We start from the raw sequence: 16,419 nt of genomic DNA, 5'->3' as shown, positions 1-16,419 counted from the left end.
TTTGTGACTCCCTGTTGAAAGTGACCCCAGCATGGCCATCCATGTCGCCCTGAGCCACATCACCCATTATCGGTACGACCGCCTGGTCAAACTCGGCCCGCAGGTGGTCCGCCTGCGGCCGGCACCGCACAGCCGCACCAAGGTGCTGTCGTACTCGCAGAAGATCGAACCGGCGGGCCATTTCATCAACTGGCAGCAGGACCCGTTCGCCAACTACCAGGCGCGCCTGGTCTTTCCCGAGCCGACCACCGAGTTCAAGGTCACGATCGACCTGGTGGTCGAGATGGCGGTGCACAACCCGTTCGACTTCTTCCTCGAACCACGCGCCGAGAAGTTCCCCTTCACCTACGACGAATCCCAGAAGCGGGAACTGGCCCCCTACCTGGCCACCGCACCGATGACGCCCCTGCTCAAGGGCTATCTGGAGCAGGTCGACCGCAGCGAGCAGCGGACCATCGACTTCCTGGTCGGCATCAACCAGAAGCTCTGGAAGGACATCGCCTACACCATCCGCATGGAACCGGGCGTGCAGACGCCAGAGGACACCCTCACGCTCAAGAGCGGCTCCTGCCGCGACTCGGGCTGGCTGCTGGTGCAGTTGCTGCGCCACCTGGGTCTGGCCGCGCGCTTTGTCTCGGGCTACCTGATCCAGCTCACGCCCGATGTGAAGGCCATCGACGGCCCCAGCGGCCCCGAGAAGGACTTCACCGACCTGCACGCCTGGTGCGAGGTGTTCCTGCCCGGCGCCGGCTGGATCGGGCTGGACCCGACCTCGGGCCTGCTGGCAGGTGAAGGACACATCCCGCTGGCCTGCACGCCGCAGCCCTCCAGCGCCGCGCCGGTCGAAGGCGGCGTGGACAAATGCGAGGTCGAGTTCAGCCACCACATGGCCGTCACCCGCATCTACGAATCGCCGCGCGTGACCAAGCCCTACACCGAAGACCAGTGGGCCGAGGTGCTGAAGCTGGGTGAGCAGGTCGACGCCGATCTGGTGAGGGGCGACGTGCGGCTGACCCAGGGCGGTGAGCCCACCTACGTGGCCGTGAGCGACCGCGACGCCGCCGAATGGAACACCGACGCGCTGGGCCCGACCAAGCGCGGCTACGCCACCGAGCTGCTGGGCCGCCTGCGCGAGCGCTACGGCGACGGCGGTTTCGTGCACATGGGCCAGGGCAAGTGGTACCCGGGCGAACAGCTGCCGCGCTGGGCGCTGTCGGTGTTCTGGCGCGCCGACGGCGAACCCTGCTGGGGCAACCCAGCCCTGCTGGCCGACGAGCGCGACGAAGCCCACTACAGCGCCGACGACGCGCAGCGCTTCACCCAGGCGCTGGCGCGCCGCCTGGGCCTGTCGCCCCAGTACATCACCCCCGGCTACGAGGACACCTGGTACTACCTGTGGCGCGAGCGGCGCCTGCCGGTCAACGTCGACCCGTTCGATTCCAAGCTCGACGACGAGCTGGAGCGCCAGCGCCTGCGCCGCGTGTTCGGCCAGGGCCTGGACGCCACCGTGGGCTACGTGCTGCCGCTGCAGGCCTCGGGCCACGGCCCGCTCTCGAACAACGGCAAGAGCAGCTACCACCGCGTCAGCGGCACCGTGTGGTCCACCGGCCCCTGGTTCTTCCGCGACGAGCGCATGTACCTGATCCCAGGCGATTCGCCCATGGGCTACCGGCTGCCGCTGGATTCGCTGCCCTGGGTGTCGATGGGCGACTACCCCTACCACATCGAGCAGGACCCACACAGTGCGCGCGACCCGCTGCCCACCGGCGCGGCGCTGCGCCACCAGGTGCACCCGCACACCGTGGGTGGCGGTTTCGCCGAAGGCGGCACCGTCTCGCTGCAAGGCACCGACTGGTTCGACGAACAGGGGCCGGGAAACGAAACCGAAGCACTCGGCCTGCGCCGCGGCCACCCGCACCCGGGCTCGACCCCGGCGCAGCAGCTCTCGTCCCGCTTGCCGCAGCGCGGCGAGTCGGCCGCCTGGCTGACCCGCACCGCGCTGGTGGTGGAGGCGCGCGACCCGCAGCGCGCCAACGGCCCCAAGGCCGAGAAGGCCAGCGGCGGCAAGGTCCAGCACCTCTACGTCTTCATGCCGCCGATGCAGCGGCTGGAGGACTACCTCGACCTGCTCTCCGCGGTCGAGGACACAGCCGAGCGCCTTGGCGTGAAGATCGTGCTCGAAGGCTACCCGCCGCCGCGCGACCCGCGCCTGACGATGCTGCAGGTCACGCCCGACCCCGGTGTGATCGAGGTCAACATCCACCCCAGCAGCAGCTTCGCCGAACTGGTCGAGCGCACCGAGTTCCGCTACGAGGCGGCGCACCAGACGCGCCTGTGCGCCGAGAAGTTCATGACCGACGGCCGCCACACGGGCACCGGTGGCGGCAACCACTTCGTGCTCGGCGGCGCCACGCCATCGGACTCGCCCTTCCTGCGCAAGCCCGAGCTGCTGGGCAGCCTGGTCGCCTACTGGCACAACCACCCATCGCTGTCCTACCTGTTCAGCGGCCTGTTCATCGGCCCGACCAGCCAGGCCCCGCGCGTGGACGAGGCGCGCAACGACCAGCTGTACGAGCTGGAGATCGCGCTCAACCAGATCGAACAGAACCGACAGCGCTTCGGCCAGGACATGCCGCCCTGGCTGGTGGACCGCACGCTGCGCAACATCCTGATCGACGTCACCGGCAACACCCACCGCAGCGAGTTCTGCATCGACAAGCTCTACTCGCCCGACTCGTCCACCGGCCGCCTGGGCCTGCTGGAGCTGCGCGCCTTCGAGATGCCGCCGCACGCCCGCATGAGCATCGCCCAGCAGCTGCTGCTGCGCGCCCTCATCGCGCGCTTCTGGCAGCAGCCCTGGCGCGGCCAGCTCACCCGCTGGGGCACCGAGCTGCACGACCGCTTCCTGCTGCCTACCTTCATCCGCATGGACTTCGAGGACGTGCTGGCCGATCTGGCCGGGGTGGGCTACCGCTTCGACATGGCCTGGTTCGAGCCGCACTTCGAGTTCCGTTTCCCGCTGGTGGGCCAGGTGGCCGCGCGCGGCATCGAACTCACGCTGCGCAACGCGCTGGAGCCCTGGCACGTGATGGGTGAAGAAGGCGCACCCGGCGGCACGGTGCGTTATGTGGACTCGTCGCTGGAGCGCATCGAGGTGCGCGTGAGCGGCTACAACGACAGCCGCTATGTGATCACCTGCAACGGCCGCGCCCTGCCCCTGCAGCCCACCGGCACCGCGGGCGAACACGTGGCCGGCGTGCGCTACAAGGCCTGGAACCCGCCGTCGGCGCTGCACCCTTCCATCGGCGTGCATGCCCCGCTGACCTTCGACATCGTCGACACCTGGATGCACAAGTCGCTCGGCGGCTGCCAGTACCACGTCGCCCACCCGGGCGGCCGCAACTACGACAGCTTCCCGATCAACGCCTACGAGGCCGAAAGCCGGCGCCTCTCGCGCTTCTTCCAGATGGGCCACACCGCGGGCAAGCTGGTGGTGAACGCCGCGACACCCAGCCGGGAGTTCCCGTTCACGCTGGATTTGCGCCAGTGATCGCAGCCACGGGTCTTTGAAGGATGCAACGGCCCGAACCGCCCCGGGGTCCCCCAAAGAAGGAGCCACGGGCATACTCCAGAGCCGTGACCCCGGAAGAATCCAGAGACAACCTGTTCGACGAACTCAGCCCCGAATCCCCCGGGGACTGGGCCCTGTCGTGGTCGGTGCCCGCCGACGCCGGGCACCGCGACGAGCTGCGCGACAGCGGCGACCCGCGGGCCCTGGCCCCGCGCTGGGGCCGCTTCTTCGACCACGTAGGTACCGACGGTCTGGCCGACCTGAACCGCCGCGCCGAGAACCTGCAGCGCCAGATCCGCGACAACGGCGTCACCTACAACGTCTACGCCGACGCCGCCAGCGGCCTGCAGCGCCCCTGGGCGCTCGACCTGTTCCCCATGATCGTGGACCCGCGGGAATGGGCACAGATCGAGGCCGGCGTGCTGCAGCGCGCACGCCTGCTCAACGGCATGATGGCCGACCTCTATGGCCCGCAGGAGTTGCTGCGCCGCGCCCTGCTGCCCACGGCGCTGGCCCAGGGCCATCCAGGCTACCTGCGCGCCATGAAGGGTGTGACGCCGCCGGGCAACACCTGGCTGCACATCGCCGCCTTCGACCTCGCGCACGGTCCCGATGGTCGCTGGTGGGTGGTCGGCCAGCGCACCCAGGCGCCCTCGGGTCTGGGCTACCTGCTGGAAAACCGCATCGCCATCGCACGGCAGTTCCCCAAGGCCTTTGCCGGCATGAAGGTGCAGCGCCTGGCTGCCAGCTACCGGGCGCTGATGGACGGCATCAAGGCGCTGTCGCCCGAGGGTGAGGACGCGCGCATCGCCCTGCTCACGCCCGGCCCCTACAACGAAACCTACTTCGAGCACGCCTACCTGGCGCGCTACCTGGGCCTGACCCTGGTCGAGGGCAACGACCTGACGGTGCGCGACCAGCGCCTCTACCTCAAGACGCTCAAGGGGCTGGAGCCGGTGCACGCGCTGATCAAGCGCGTGGACGACCAGTGGCTGGACCCGCTGGAGCTGCGCCCGGACTCCGGCCTGGGCGTGCCCGGCCTGCTGCAGGTGCTGCGCGCGGGCAACCTGCTGCTGGCCAACGCACCGGGCTCGGCGCCGCTGGAATCGAGCGCGCTGCTGGGCTTCCTGCCCGCCATCAGCCGCCACCTGCTGGGCGAGGAACTGGAACTGCCCTCGCTGGCCACCTGGTGGTGCGGCGAAGACGCTGCGCTGCGCGAGGTGCTGCCCCTGCTCAAGGGCGGCGTGATCAAACCCACCTACCCTGGCTCGGGTCTGGAGACGGCCATCGGCCAGAGCCTGAACGCCCGCGAGCTGGACGAATGGTCGGGCCGCATGGTGCGCCACCCCGACGACTACACCGTGCAGTCCTGGTTGCCGCTCTCGCAAACGCCCACCTGGACCGGCGAGCGCCTGTTGCCGCGCTCGGCCATGCTGCGCGTGTTCGCGCTGGCCGACGGGCCGCAGAGCTGGCGCGTGCTGCCCGGCGGGCTGGTGCGGCTGGCGCCCCGCGGTCAGCTGATGGCGTCCATGCAGCGCGGCGGATCCAGCGCCGACTGCTGGGTGATGACCGACGGCGAGGTCGACACCACCAGCCTGCTGCAGTCGCAGCCCAGCACCCTGGCCCTGGCGCACCAGAAACGCCCGGTCACCAGCCGCGCGGCCGAAAACTTGTTCTGGCTGGGCCGCTACACCGAGCGCGCCGAAAACGCGGTGCGGCTCGCGCGCATCGTGCTCGACCACCTTGGTGGCGAAGAGCCCAGCTCGCGCGCCCTGCTGGCCTGGCTCTCGGCCACCGCCCGCGAAAACGCCCTGGTGCTGGACGACGTGCCCGGCGCCGAGCAGGCCGCGCGCGTGTTCGCGCGCTCGCTCATGGCCAGCCTGTCGCCCGCGCCGGGCTCGCCCCTGGCGGGCCAGAGCTGCAGCGTGGGCCACAACCTGCGCGCGCTCAAGGGCGCGGCCGCCCAGGTGCGCGACCGGCTCTCGCCCGAACACTGGAACCTGATCGAACACGCCGAGGCCAGCTTCGCGCAGGACTGCGCCGCCATGGCGGCCGACGCCGAGTACGGCACCGCCGAGGCGCTGGCCGCGCTCGCGGCGCTGAGCGAGCGGCTGGCCGCCATCACCGGCGCGCAAACCGACCGCATGGTGCGAGACAACGGCTGGCGCCTGCTGTCCGTGGGTCGCCACATCGAGCGGCTGATCACGCTCTCGCGCGCGCTCTCGCTCGGGCTGGAGCACCGCTGCATGGACGACCCGACGGGCTTCGAGTCGGTGGTCGCGCTGTTCGACAGCACCATCACCTTCCACGCCCAGTACCAGCAGCGGCGCGACATGGTGGCGCTGATCGATCTCCTGGTGATGGACCGGGACAACCCGCGCTCCATCGCCTGGGTGGTGCAGACCCTGCGCTCGCGGCTGGCCAAGCTCTCGCAGAGCGCCACGCCACAGGACGCGGTGCTGGCCCAGGGCCTGCCCGACCCCGACGTGTGGGTGCTGACCGAGCTGAGCAGCTGGCAGCGCGAGGGGCAGACCATGCGCTACAGCACCCTCGCCGAGCTGCTGGACGGCTGCGAGACCGCGGCGGCCGAGCTGTCCGACGAAATCACGCGGCTGCACTTCAGCCACGCCGACCGCAAGACGCAAAGCGTCGGCGTCTGAGCCATGGACCTGCGCATCCTGCATACCACCACCTACCGCTACCAGGGCAGCGTGGACCTGGCGCAGCACATGGTCCACCTCTCGCCGGTGGACACGCCCACCCAGACCGTGCGGTCGCACACGCTGACGATCTCGCCCGAACCGGCGGCCCGCAGCCAGACCACCGACGCCTTCGGCAACCTGCGCACCTTCTTCTCGCTGCAGGCGCCGCACGAGGTGCTCACCGTCACGGCCGACAGCCGGGTGGACACCCGGGCGCCCGCGCCGCTGCCCGACGACCCGGCCTGGCAGATGCAGACCTGGGAGGCCGTGCGCGACCACTTCCGCTACCGCGCCCGCGCGCCCTACGACCCCGCCAGCGAGTTCCTGTTTGCGTCCCCCCATGTGCCGCGCGACGATGCTTTCACTGCCTTTGCCCGGCCGGCCTTCGAAAACGGCCTGCCCATGCTGTCCGCCGTGCATGCACTCATGGAGCGCATCCACAGCGGGCTGACCTACGAAACCGCCAGCACCGAAGTCAACACCCCGGCCCTGGTTGCGCTGGCGCAGGGCAAGGGCGTGTGCCAGGACTTCGCCCACATCATGACCGGCTGCCTGCGCAGCCTGGGCCTGCCTGCGCGCTATGTCAGCGGCTACCTGCTCACCCAGCCTCCACCGGGCCAGCCGCGCCTGATCGGCGCCGACGCCTCGCACGCCTGGGTCTCGGTCTACGTGCCCCTGCCACCGGGAACCGGCGCGCAGGCCGGCGACGAACCGGCGCTGGGCGCCTGGTTCGACTTCGACCCCACCAACAACCGCTGCGGCTGGGGCAGCCCCGGCGAGGACTATGTGACGCTGGCCACCGGCCGCGACTTCGCCGACGTCTCGCCCATGCGCGGCGTCATCCAGGGCGGCGCCCGCCACACGCTCGACGTGGCCGTCACGGTGGCACCACCCTACGAGCTGGAGGCGCTGCAGAACCCGCCCGCGGGCCGGTAACATCACGCGATCGGCCGCAGTGCGTGGCCATTTCCAACGGAGCACACCATGGGCAAGGAACAGCGCAACGAAAAGATGAGCAAGAAGCCGAAAAAGGACACGTCGGTGCCCAAGGGCCCGGTCAGTTCCGACCGTCCGGTCCCGCCGGTCACCGCGGTGATCCCGCGCGGCAAGGACAAAGACAAATTCAAGTGAGCCGGGGACGGTCCGCATGAAAGCCACCTGGAACGGCGCCGTGGTCGCCGAGAGCGACGACACGGTGCTGGTCGAAGGCAACCACTACTTTCCCGAGGGCGCGCTCAACCGCGCTTTCGTCACGTTCAGCAACCACCGGACCACCTGCCCCTGGAAGGGCGAGGCCAAGTACCTCTCCCTGCTGGTCAACGGCGAGCTCAATGCCGACGCCGCCTGGTACTACCCGGACCCCAAGCCCGAAGCCGAGCACATCCGCGGACGGGTCGCGTTCTGGAAGGGCGTGAAGGTCGAGGACTGAACGCGGCGCAGACGGCCGCTCAGGCCGCCTGCGTTCCCAGCTTGCGCAGCTTCGCGCACCACTGCGCCACGCCCGGCTCGCCCAGCCGGTCCACCAGCCCGACCAGGGTTTCGTGCACCGGGGCGATGCCGACGAAGCCAAGGATGTTGCGCTCCAGCGACTTGACGCTGTGGGCGCGGAAGTACCAGCGGTAGACCAGGGCCGGCATGCCCATGGTCACCACGATGCGGGCCGAGCGCCCGCCCAGCGCTTTCTGGCCGAACGGGTTCTTCTCGTCGCGGTGGAAGGCAAAACCGGGCCGCGCCACCTGCTCCAGGAAGCCCTTGAGCATGGCCGGCATGTCACCCAGCCAGAGGGGAAAGCACAGCAGCAGGTGCTGGCACCAGGCGATGTCGTCCTGGGCGGCCTTCAGCCCTTCGGGCAGCGCGCCATGCTCCCATTCCGCCGCGCTGCGCAGCAGCGGAAAGTCCAGCGCCCCGACGTCCACCCGCCGAACCTGATGGCCCGCCGCCTGCGCGCCCCCGGCGTAGGCATCGATCAACTGGTGCAGCAGGTGGCGCGCCCCGGCGTCGGGGTGGCCGTTGACGATCAGGATGCGGCGGGGTTCGGTGGACATGTGCGACTCCAAAAAAGCCCATGCTGCACCCGCGCGCCGGCGCCGTCCTTGACCCGGCTCAAGCCTTCTGGAACTCCGGGTCCACTGGCACCTGCAGCCCCGTGGCGAGCTGGTTGGTCTTGGCTGCCAGCGCAATGATGGACAGCAGCTCGGCGTGCTGCTCGCGCGTCATGCCCTTGGCCGTGGCGGCCGCCGTGTGCGAGTGCACGCAGTAGCTGCAGCCGTTGATGATGGACGCGGTGATGTAGACCATCTCCTTGGTCAGCGGGTCCAGCGTGGACGGCGTGGCCATCACCCGCTTGACCTCGGCCCAGGTCTGCTCCAGCAGCGCCGGATCGAAGGCCAGGTAGCGCCACATGTTGTTGATGAAATCCGTCTTTCGCGTGGCGCGGATGTCGTCGAAGATGGCCTTGACGCGCGGATCGGCTTCGGGGTTCTGGGGCGGGGTGATGGTGGACATGGGCGTCTCGGGTGGGTCAACGAGGCTTGCGCGCCGCTGAACGTTTGTCAGGCTTGGGTTTGCGCTCCGGTCTGATGTGCCCCTCGTCGCGCAGTTTCTTCTTTCGCGCTGCACGTTCGGCGTCGGCCTGTTTTCCAGCCTTGAGCCAGCGCGCGAACTGCTCGGGCGTCTCCAGCGTGATGCGGCCGATGTGCAGGGCGCGGAAATCGGCGATCACCAGCTCTGCGGCCTTCTGCATGTTCACCCGGCCGCCGCCGGCCAGCGCGCCGCGCTTGCGCCCGATGGCTTCGACCAGTTCGTCGTCGTGGGTCTGCGCCCAGGCCTCGGGCGACAGGCCCAGCTGGTAGCGCGCCTCCATGAGTTGCGGGTAGTCGGTCTTGAGCTTGGCGATCAGCTCGTAGGCCACCTCTTCTTCGTCGTAGGCGTTCTTGCCCACCGCACCGCTGGCGGCCAGGTTGTAGCCGCTCTCGGGCACGAAGATGCGCGGCCAGAGCATGCCCGGCGTGTCGTACAGATAAAAGTCGTCGGCCAGCGCGATGCGCGCCTCGGTGCGCGTCACGCCGGCCTCGTCGCCGGTCTTGGCCGCGCGCTTGCCCTTGAGCGTGTTGATCAGCGTGGATTTGCCGACGTTGGGAATGCCGCAGATCAGCACCCGCATGGGCTTGACCATGCCGCCGCGCCTGGGCGCCAGCTCGAAGCAGGCGTCGATGAGCGCCCGCGCCGGTGCGGTGACGCTGGCGTCCAGCGCGATGGCGCGCGTGTCGGGCTGGGCGTTGTAGTGCGCCAGCCAGAGCGCGGTGCGCGCCGGGTCGGCCATGTCCTGCTTGTTGAGCACCTTCAGCGTCGGGCGGCCGCTGGTGAGCTGCTGCATCAGCGGGTTGGCGCTGCTGCCGGGCAGGCGTGCGTCGAGCATTTCGATCACGACGTCGATTTCCTTGACGCGCTCGGCGATCGCCTGCCGCGTGAGGTGCATGTGACCGGGGAACCACTGGATGCTCATGTATTGCCGTTCTGTGTGCGTGGCCGCTGCGTGCCACAATGATTTTTCAGCCAACCACAAGAGGAGACCCCATGGCCATCACCGTGAAGATCGATCTGGGCTACGAATTCAACGTCAAGGCCAAAGCCGCCGAGGTGTTCGAGCTGCTGTCGGACGTGCCGACGTCGGTCAGCCATTTTCCCAAAGTCGACCAGCTGGTCGATCTGGGCGGCAACAGCTACCGCTGGGAGATGGAAAAGGTGGGCACGGCCCAGGTCAACATCCAGACGGTCTACGCCTGCAAGTACGTGAGCAAGTGGGACGCAGCCAAGGGCGTGGGCACGGTGAAATGGACACCGGTCAAGGGCGTGGGCAACGCCCTGGTCTCAGGCAGCTGGGACATCAGCGACCAGAAAAAGCACACGGCGGTCGCACTCGCCATTCAGGGCGATATCGAGGTGCCGCTGCCCGGGCTGATGAAGATGGTGGTGGTGCCGGTGGTCGAGGGCGAGTTCGAGAAGCTGGTCGAAAAGTACATCGCCAACCTGATCAAGCGCTTTGGCGGCGAGGCCTGATCAAGAAGCGCTGCGGACCTGCAGCTCCACCAGCGGGCAGGCGTTGATGATCGCGGTGGTGAGCACCAGGCCGGCCGAGGCGTAGGTCAGCACCTGCAGCAGGCCGGTGAGCGAAAACACCGCTACCAGAAGAATGGCGGCGCCGGAGAGCAAGCGGTAGGCCCGGTCTGCGCCGGTGAGGCTGTACATGGTCTAAAAACAGGTTCAGGAAAAACCTTGGACTCTAGCCAGACCGCATCCCGATGGCTTTGACACTTCTCAACTTGTCCCAAGATTTCCGGGACAAGCTTGTGGATAAGCTTGGAGAAGTCCTGTACGGGGCTCCCAAGTCATTGATGTACAAAGGCAATCTTCAATCTGCCTATTGAACAGGCAGGCACTGGCAACCCGCCCAACGGTTAGATTCGGGCCATGCCGACAGAAGATATCCCCCGCAGCTGGGTTCTGGACCTTCCCGATCAGGGCCTCGCGCTGCAGGCCCCCGAACAGCGCACCCTGCTGCAGACCCTGCAGACCGCCGGTGTGCCCTGGCCAGCCTCCTGCCGCAACGGCACCTGCCGGACCTGCATCGGCCGGCTCACCGCGGGACAGGTGCGCTATGGCGTGGACTGGCCCGGGCTGCTGCCCGAAGAAAAGACCGCAGGCGCGGTGCTGCCCTGTGTGGCCTACCCGCTCAGCGATGTCCGGCTGGAGGGTCCGGACAACTGAGCCCGCTCAGGCTTTCAGGTGCTGGGCGAAAAACGCCAGGGTGCGGTCCCAGGCCAGTTTCGCGGCGGCGGCGTCGAAACGCGGCGTGGTGTCGTTGTTGAAGCCATGCTGGGTGCCCGGGTACTGGTGGGCGGTGTAGCGCACGCCGGCGGCCTTGAGTGCGGCTTCATAGGCGGGCCAGGCGGCGTTGATGCGCTCGTCCACCGCGGCGAAGTGGATCAGCAGCGGCGCCTTGACCTTGGCGGCGTCCTCCACCGGCGGGTGGTTGCCGTAGAAGGGCACGGCAGCCGCCAGATCGGGCAGCTGGGTGGCCAGGAAATGCGCCATGCCACCGCCGTAGCAGAAGCCCACCACCCCCAGCTTGCCGGTGCCGTCGGCGCGCGCCTTGAGCACGGCCGCCGCGGCCAGGAAGTCCTGCCGGGTCTTGGACTGGTCGAGCTGGGCGAACAGCGCGCGGGCCTTGTCCTCGTCGCCGGGGTAGCCACCCAGCGGCGTGAGCGCATCGGGAGCCAGCGCCAGGTAGCCGTCCACCGCCAGCCGGCGGGCGATGTCCTCGATGTGCGGGTTCAGGCCACGGTTCTCATGCACCACCAGCACCGTCGGCAGCTTGCCCGAGGCCTTGGCCGGTTTGGCCAGGTAGGCCTTGACCTTGCCCGAACCGCTGGGCGAGTCCACGTCGATGCGCTCGGTGGTGATGCGCGGATCGCCCTGGGGCACCACCTGGGCGATTGCGAAGTCCGGGCTGAGCGCCGCGAGCAGACCGGCGGCCGTGATGCCCCCGACCGCGAACTTCGCCGCCTTGTCCAGAAACCCCCGGCGGTCGATGTCGCCGTGCACGTAGGCGTCGAAAAGGATGAGCAGTTCCTGGTCGAAATCGGCGGCGGTCAGGCGCGGGGTGGGTGCCATGGCGGTCTCCTGGATGAAAAGGAGGGCACAGGATAGGACCGGAGACCGCAGGAATTCACCGCCGCGGACATACACCCTGCACCAGCAGGGTGTTTCGCAACAGACTCAGGCAGCCTGGGCCACCACCGAGCGCGGCATCAGGCGGGCCGGGGACACGTACTCCTGCCGGTAGACCTCGAACGGCATGGAATCGGCCGCTTCGATGGCCTGCTGAGCCGCCAGTGAGCTCACCGCCATGTCCACGTAGCGAGACTGTTGCTGCGCATTCCAGGGCAGGTCCAGCAGCTGTTGGCGGATGGCACGCGAGCGGGTGCGGACAAAGTCGATGAACGAGGAACCGTGCTGCTGCCGGGTGGCGGCCAGCACACGCGCCGACGGCAGCGTGTCCGGGGACAGCAGCGCGGCACGCGCTGCGGCGACCGCCTCGCGATGCGAGGCGCCACCATGCAGCGCGTCCAGGTGGTCGGCAATCGGCGCAAGCTGGTCGAGGATCTCCAGCCCCCAGTCCTGCAGCGCCACTTCGCTTCCGCCGCGCAGCAGGTGCAGGCCGGGTTCTCGGCCGCGCGCAGCGGTCAGGTGCTGGTTGTGGGCCAGTTCGCGGATTTCCTCCGGTGTGTCGGGCGGGCTGTCCGACAGCAGACAGTGCAGCAGGAACACGTCCAGGAAGCGCAGCGTGGCCGCATCGATGCCGATGGCCTCGAAGGGGTTGAGGTCCATCAGGCGCACCTCGATGTACTCGACCCCGCGCTCGCGCAGGGCGTGCAGCGGGCGCTCGCCCTGGTGGATCACGCGCTTGGGCCGGATGGTGCCGTAGAACTCGTTCTCGATCTGCAGCAGGGTGGTGGCCAACTGGTTGTAGTCGCCCCCGGGGTTGCGGATGCCCACGGTTTCGTAGGCCGGCCACGGCCGTGTGAGCGCGTCGTGCAGTGAGGCCGCATAGCCTTCGAGGCTGTTGTAGCTCACGGCCAGCGAGGACTGTGCATCGCTCTGGTAGCCCAGGCGCCCCATGCGCAGACTGGTGCCGTGCGGCATGTGCAGGGTGCCGCTGCTGCCGAGGGGCTGCAGCTCGTGCTGGCGCCCTTCGACGAAGGTCGAACACAGGGCCGGCGATGCTCCGAAGAGCGTCAGCAGCAGGAAGGCGTGGCGGCGAAAGTTGCGGATGAGCGCGAAGTAACCCTGGTTGTCCACCCCGGGCAGCGACCAGTTGTAGTGGATGCCGCTGATGGTCTGCATGCGGCGGCCGTAGCGGTGCCCCAGGCCCATGCGGTAGACGCTCTTGGCCCGCCCGACATTGGAGGAGCCGTAGCGCCCGAGCGGAATGGTTTCATCGGTCGGCAGGCCACACGGCATGCTGGACGCCCAGAGCATCTCTTCACCCGCCGCACCGCCCTGTGCCTGCAGGCTGCGCAGGGTGAACTGGTGGATCTCGGTGAGTTCGGCCAGGCAGCTCTCCACGCTGGCGTGCACACCGGTGATCAGCTCCAGCTGCGATTCGGAATAGTCGGTGGTGATGTGCGGGTGCGTGAGCGCGCTGCCGAGCGCCGCCGGGTGCGGCGTCAGCGCGAGTTTGCCGTCGGGTTGCGACCTCAGGCTCTCCTTCTCCAGGCCACGCCGCATGCCGCGCAGTCGTTCGGCTCCCAGGCTCTCCAGCCGCTGTTCCAGGGTCTTCATGATGGTTTCTAGTCTTGACCGGGGCCGGACCTTAGCACGCCACCGGAATTTCCGCTGCAGGCACGGGCATGGGCTCCTGTGGCAGCGTTTGCGCCTGCAGCCAGGCCTCCACACGGGCCGGGTCGTTGGACTCGCGCAGCTCGTCGAACGCGCGCTGAGCTTCGGGATAGCGCTTGCGCAGGTAGTTCAGCCACTGCTTGAGCCGGCCGGCGCGGTGCCGCCGCTCGACCCGGCCACACACCTGGGCCCAGAACACCGACAGCAGCGGCAGGATCTGCGACCAGGGCACACCGCCCTGCCCCCTGATCGCCAGCGCCAAGCCGGGATCGGTCACCATGCCGCGGCCGATCATGAGCCTGTCGCAGCCCGTCACCTCGCGGCAGCGCTGCGCCTCGGCCACGGTCCAGATCTCGCCGTTGGCGATCACCGGCAGGTTGGCCGGCAGCACGGTCCGCACCTCGGCAATGCGCTCCCAGTAGGCCGGCGGCCGGTAGCCGTGGGCCTTGGTGCGCGCATGGATCACGAGTTCGTCGGCACCGGCCCCGGCGATGGCCAGCGCGCAGTCCTCCGCCACGCGGTCGTCGCCGTAGCCCAGCCGCATCTTGGCCGACACCGGCAGGTGCGCCGGCACCGCGCGCCGCACCGCCGACACGATGCGGCCGATCAGCTCGGGCTCGTCCAGCAGCACCGCACCGCCCCGGCTGCGGTTGACGGTCTTGGCGGGGCAGCCGAAGTTGAGGTCGACGCCGAACGGGCTGAGGGCCGCCAGCCGCGCGGCGTTCTCGGCCAGACAGACCGGGTCGGAGCCGAGCAGTTGCGGCCGCACCGGCACCCCAGCAGCGGTCCGCCCGCCGTTGAGCAGCTCGGGCACCACACGCACGAAGGCCCGCTCGGGCAGCAGGGTGTCGGTGACCCGGATGAACTCGCTCACGCAGCGGTCGACGCCGCCGGTGCGCGTGAGCACATCACGCAGCGTGGCGTCGAGCAGGCCTTCCATCGGCGCCAGCAGCAGGGTCGGAGTCATCACGGCAAAGGGGGTTGGGGCCGACAGAAACGTGACGCATGTCACTGGAAGTCCGGTCGGGTCGCGGATTGTAGGTGCATGCCTTGTGCCACGCGAAATGCAGCGACTAGGATGCCGAGTTAAACCATTTGGAGTAAAGATGCCCGCCCTGTCCGCCCGCCGCCTGTTCCGCACCTCGCCCGCCGTTGTGCTTGCGCTGGCGGCTTCCGTGGCAGCGGCACAGTCCCCAGACATCGCGCCCGACACCCGTGCCGGCACCTTCAAGCAGGTGCAGGGCGAGGTGCGGCTGGGTGGCGGCGATGGCCGCGCCGTTCAGCCGGGTGAGGCCGTTCGCGCAGGCGAACGCATCCGCACCGGCCAGGACGGCGCTGCCAGCATGGTGCTCAAGGACGGCACGGTGATGGTGCTTGGACCTGACAGCACCGCCGACCTGAGCCAGTACCGGTTCGACTCCACCACCCAGGAGGGCAACCTGCTGGTGGAACTGCTCCAGGGATCGATGCGTGTGGTCACCGGCCTGCTGGCCCGGGTCAACCCCGAACGCTTCAAGGTCAAGACCCCGACTGCGGTGGTCGGCGTGCGCGGCACCGACTTCATCGTCGAGGCCAACCCCAGGCCCGAGCCGCTCTATTACTACCTGCGTCACCACTGGGGTGACGATAGTAGACTGCGCCGATGACGCTTCCACTCATCAGGTGCATCACCGCCGCCTCCGCAGTCGCCCTGTGCGCCGCCTGCGCACCGGCCGGCCGGGTGATCCTCCTGCCCCAGCCCGACCGCCCCACCGCCGTGGTGGTGTCCACCGCCCAGGGCTCGGCCGACCTGGCCTCCCCCTACGCCGCCGCCGAACTGGGCCACAAGGGTGAGCTCCAGCCGGCCCAGTCCAGCGAGGCCGAGGTGCGCGAGCGCTACCCCGCGCTGCTGAAGCTGGTGCCTCCGACACCGCAGCGCTTCACGCTCAACTTCCAGCCGGGCACGTCCGACCTCACCCCCGAATCGGCGGCCGAACTCGACCAGGTGGTGGTGGTCGCCCGCGCGCGCAGCGGTGGCGAAATCGTGATCATCGGCCACACCGACCGCCAAGGCGCGGCCGACGCCAACGACGTTCTCTCGCTGGAGCGCGCCAACGCCATCCGCGACCTGCTGGTCGGCAAGGGCGTCCGACCCGAACTGATTGAACCGGTGGGGCGCGGCGAGCGTGAACCGGTGGTGCCCACGGACGACGACGTGCCGGAGCCGCGCAACCGCCGGGCCGAGATCGTTGTCCGCTGAGGGGGCACCCTTGGGAGAACACAGCCTGACCCGGGCCCTGCGCGAGTTGCTGCTGGCGCGCCGCACCGCCGCGCTGGGCACGCTCGACGAACACGGTGGCGTGTTCGTTTCCATGGTGCCCTTCGCCATCGACAGTACCGCCAGCGAACTGGTGCTGCACGTCAGCGGTCTGGCGGCCCACAGCGGCAACATGCAGCGCACGCCCCGCGTCTCGCTGCTGGTGTGTGCGGCCGAGCCCGAGGGCGAGCCGGTGCACGCCCTGCCGCGCGTGACGCTGGATGCGCTGGCGCGGTTTGCCGAACCCGGCAGCCCCGAAGCCGAGGTGTCGCGCTCGGTCTATCTGCAACGCTTCCCGGAGGCCGGGATGATGTCCACGCTGGGCGACTTCCGCTTCGTCCGACTGCAGCTGCTGGGCGCGCGCCAGGTCGCCGGCTTCGGTGCTGCGCGCAGCCTGCCGGCCGACGAAGCGCGCCGCGCGCTCGAGGCACCATGAGCCCCCACGCTCC

16 protein-coding genes and 1 pseudogene are annotated in these 16,419 nt (G+C 69.1%); 10 read left to right on the top strand and 7 right to left on the bottom strand.

What is annotated here, in order from left to right; translation table 11 throughout:
• The first annotated feature begins 31 nt into the window (after positions 1-31).
• The 5 genes and pseudogenes from HPS01S_RS02305 to HPS01S_RS02290 form a co-directional block, all read left to right on the top strand.
• Positions 32-3,550: a transglutaminase family protein gene (locus tag HPS01S_RS02305; protein WP_066150582.1), complete on the top strand. Its 3,519-nt coding sequence runs from the start codon at positions 32-34 to the stop codon at positions 3,548-3,550.
• Positions 3,551-3,573: 23 nt separating this feature from the next.
• Positions 3,574-6,231 (top strand): circularly permuted type 2 ATP-grasp protein, encoded by a 2,658-nt coding sequence (locus tag HPS01S_RS02300; RefSeq protein WP_084396952.1) that lies wholly within the window; start codon positions 3,574-3,576, stop codon positions 6,229-6,231.
• 3 nt (positions 6,232-6,234) lie between these two features.
• Positions 6,235-7,209, top strand: a complete 975-nt coding sequence (locus HPS01S_RS02295; RefSeq protein ID WP_066150575.1) for a transglutaminase family protein — start codon at positions 6,235-6,237, stop codon at positions 7,207-7,209.
• 48 nt (positions 7,210-7,257) lie between these two features.
• Complete coding sequence (locus HPS01S_RS21935) at positions 7,258-7,404, top strand: hypothetical protein (RefSeq protein ID WP_164868321.1); 147 nt, start codon at positions 7,258-7,260, stop codon at positions 7,402-7,404.
• A gap of 13 nt (positions 7,405-7,417) precedes the next feature.
• Positions 7,418-7,702: pseudogene (locus tag HPS01S_RS02290) on the top strand (DUF427 domain-containing protein); the annotation flags it as partial.
• Positions 7,703-7,721: 19 nt separating this feature from the next.
• On the opposite strand, the gene HPS01S_RS02285 reads toward HPS01S_RS02290, so the two are convergent.
• The 3 genes from HPS01S_RS02285 to ylqF are packed head-to-tail and all read right to left on the bottom strand — an operon-like array spanning position 7,722 to position 9,778.
• A complete protein-coding gene (locus HPS01S_RS02285; protein WP_066150570.1) occupies positions 7,722-8,318 on the bottom strand; it encodes an NAD(P)H-dependent oxidoreductase in 597 nt (198 codons plus the stop codon).
• Positions 8,319-8,376: 58 nt separating this feature from the next.
• Positions 8,377-8,778: a carboxymuconolactone decarboxylase family protein gene (locus HPS01S_RS02280; protein ID WP_066150567.1), complete on the bottom strand. Its 402-nt coding sequence runs from the start codon at positions 8,776-8,778 to the stop codon at positions 8,377-8,379.
• Positions 8,779-8,794: 16 nt separating this feature from the next.
• A complete protein-coding gene (gene ylqF / locus HPS01S_RS02275; protein WP_066150564.1) occupies positions 8,795-9,778 on the bottom strand; it encodes a ribosome biogenesis GTPase YlqF in 984 nt (327 codons plus the stop codon).
• Between the two features lie 71 nt (positions 9,779-9,849).
• Between ylqF and HPS01S_RS02270 the strand changes: the two genes are divergently transcribed.
• Positions 9,850-10,332 (top strand): SRPBCC family protein, encoded by a 483-nt coding sequence (locus HPS01S_RS02270; RefSeq protein ID WP_066150561.1) that lies wholly within the window; start codon positions 9,850-9,852, stop codon positions 10,330-10,332.
• On the opposite strand, the gene HPS01S_RS02265 is transcribed toward HPS01S_RS02270, so the two are convergent.
• Complete coding sequence (locus tag HPS01S_RS02265) at positions 10,333-10,521, bottom strand: YgaP-like transmembrane domain (protein WP_066150559.1); 189 nt, start codon at positions 10,519-10,521, stop codon at positions 10,333-10,335. It abuts the gene before it with no gap.
• Between the two features lie 222 nt (positions 10,522-10,743).
• Between HPS01S_RS02265 and HPS01S_RS02260 the strand changes: the two genes are divergently transcribed.
• Positions 10,744-11,040, top strand: coding sequence for a 2Fe-2S iron-sulfur cluster-binding protein (locus HPS01S_RS02260; protein WP_079365915.1), 297 nt, complete (start codon positions 10,744-10,746; stop codon positions 11,038-11,040).
• 6 nt (positions 11,041-11,046) lie between these two features.
• Here HPS01S_RS02260 and HPS01S_RS02255 read toward each other — a convergent pair whose 3' ends face one another.
• The 3 genes from HPS01S_RS02255 to HPS01S_RS02245 all read right to left on the bottom strand — a co-directional run bounded on the left by HPS01S_RS02255 (position 11,047) and on the right by HPS01S_RS02245 (position 14,641).
• Positions 11,047-11,946, bottom strand: coding sequence for a dienelactone hydrolase family protein (locus HPS01S_RS02255; protein WP_066150556.1), 900 nt, complete (start codon positions 11,944-11,946; stop codon positions 11,047-11,049).
• A gap of 105 nt (positions 11,947-12,051) precedes the next feature.
• A complete protein-coding gene (gene gshA, locus HPS01S_RS02250; RefSeq protein WP_066150553.1) occupies positions 12,052-13,617 on the bottom strand; it encodes a glutamate--cysteine ligase in 1,566 nt (521 codons plus the stop codon).
• 31 nt (positions 13,618-13,648) lie between these two features.
• Positions 13,649-14,641: a tRNA dihydrouridine synthase gene (locus HPS01S_RS02245; protein WP_066150550.1), complete on the bottom strand. Its 993-nt coding sequence runs from the start codon at positions 14,639-14,641 to the stop codon at positions 13,649-13,651.
• A 139-nt stretch (positions 14,642-14,780) separates the two neighbouring features.
• Between HPS01S_RS02245 and HPS01S_RS02240 the strand changes: the two genes are divergently transcribed.
• The 3 genes from HPS01S_RS02240 to HPS01S_RS02230 are packed head-to-tail and all read left to right on the top strand — an operon-like array spanning position 14,781 to position 16,406.
• Entirely contained in the window at positions 14,781-15,320 is a 540-nt protein-coding gene (locus HPS01S_RS02240; protein WP_066150548.1) for a FecR family protein, read from the top strand.
• Positions 15,317-15,913: an OmpA family protein gene (locus HPS01S_RS02235; protein WP_066150545.1), complete on the top strand. Its 597-nt coding sequence runs from the start codon at positions 15,317-15,319 to the stop codon at positions 15,911-15,913. The genes HPS01S_RS02240 and HPS01S_RS02235 overlap by 4 nt, the downstream gene beginning before the upstream one ends.
• 10 nt (positions 15,914-15,923) lie before the next feature.
• Positions 15,924-16,406 (top strand): HugZ family pyridoxamine 5'-phosphate oxidase, encoded by a 483-nt coding sequence (locus HPS01S_RS02230; protein WP_066150542.1) that lies wholly within the window; start codon positions 15,924-15,926, stop codon positions 16,404-16,406.
• The last annotated feature ends 13 nt before the right edge of the window (positions 16,407-16,419 follow it).

The sequence above is a fragment of the Hydrogenophaga pseudoflava NBRC 102511 genome, assembly GCF_001592285.1.
In the GTDB taxonomy this organism is placed as follows: domain Bacteria; phylum Pseudomonadota; class Gammaproteobacteria; order Burkholderiales; family Burkholderiaceae_C; genus Hydrogenophaga; species Hydrogenophaga pseudoflava.
The sequence above is the reverse complement of the archived record's forward strand: the minus strand, read 5'-3'. Positions and strand labels throughout refer to the sequence as shown.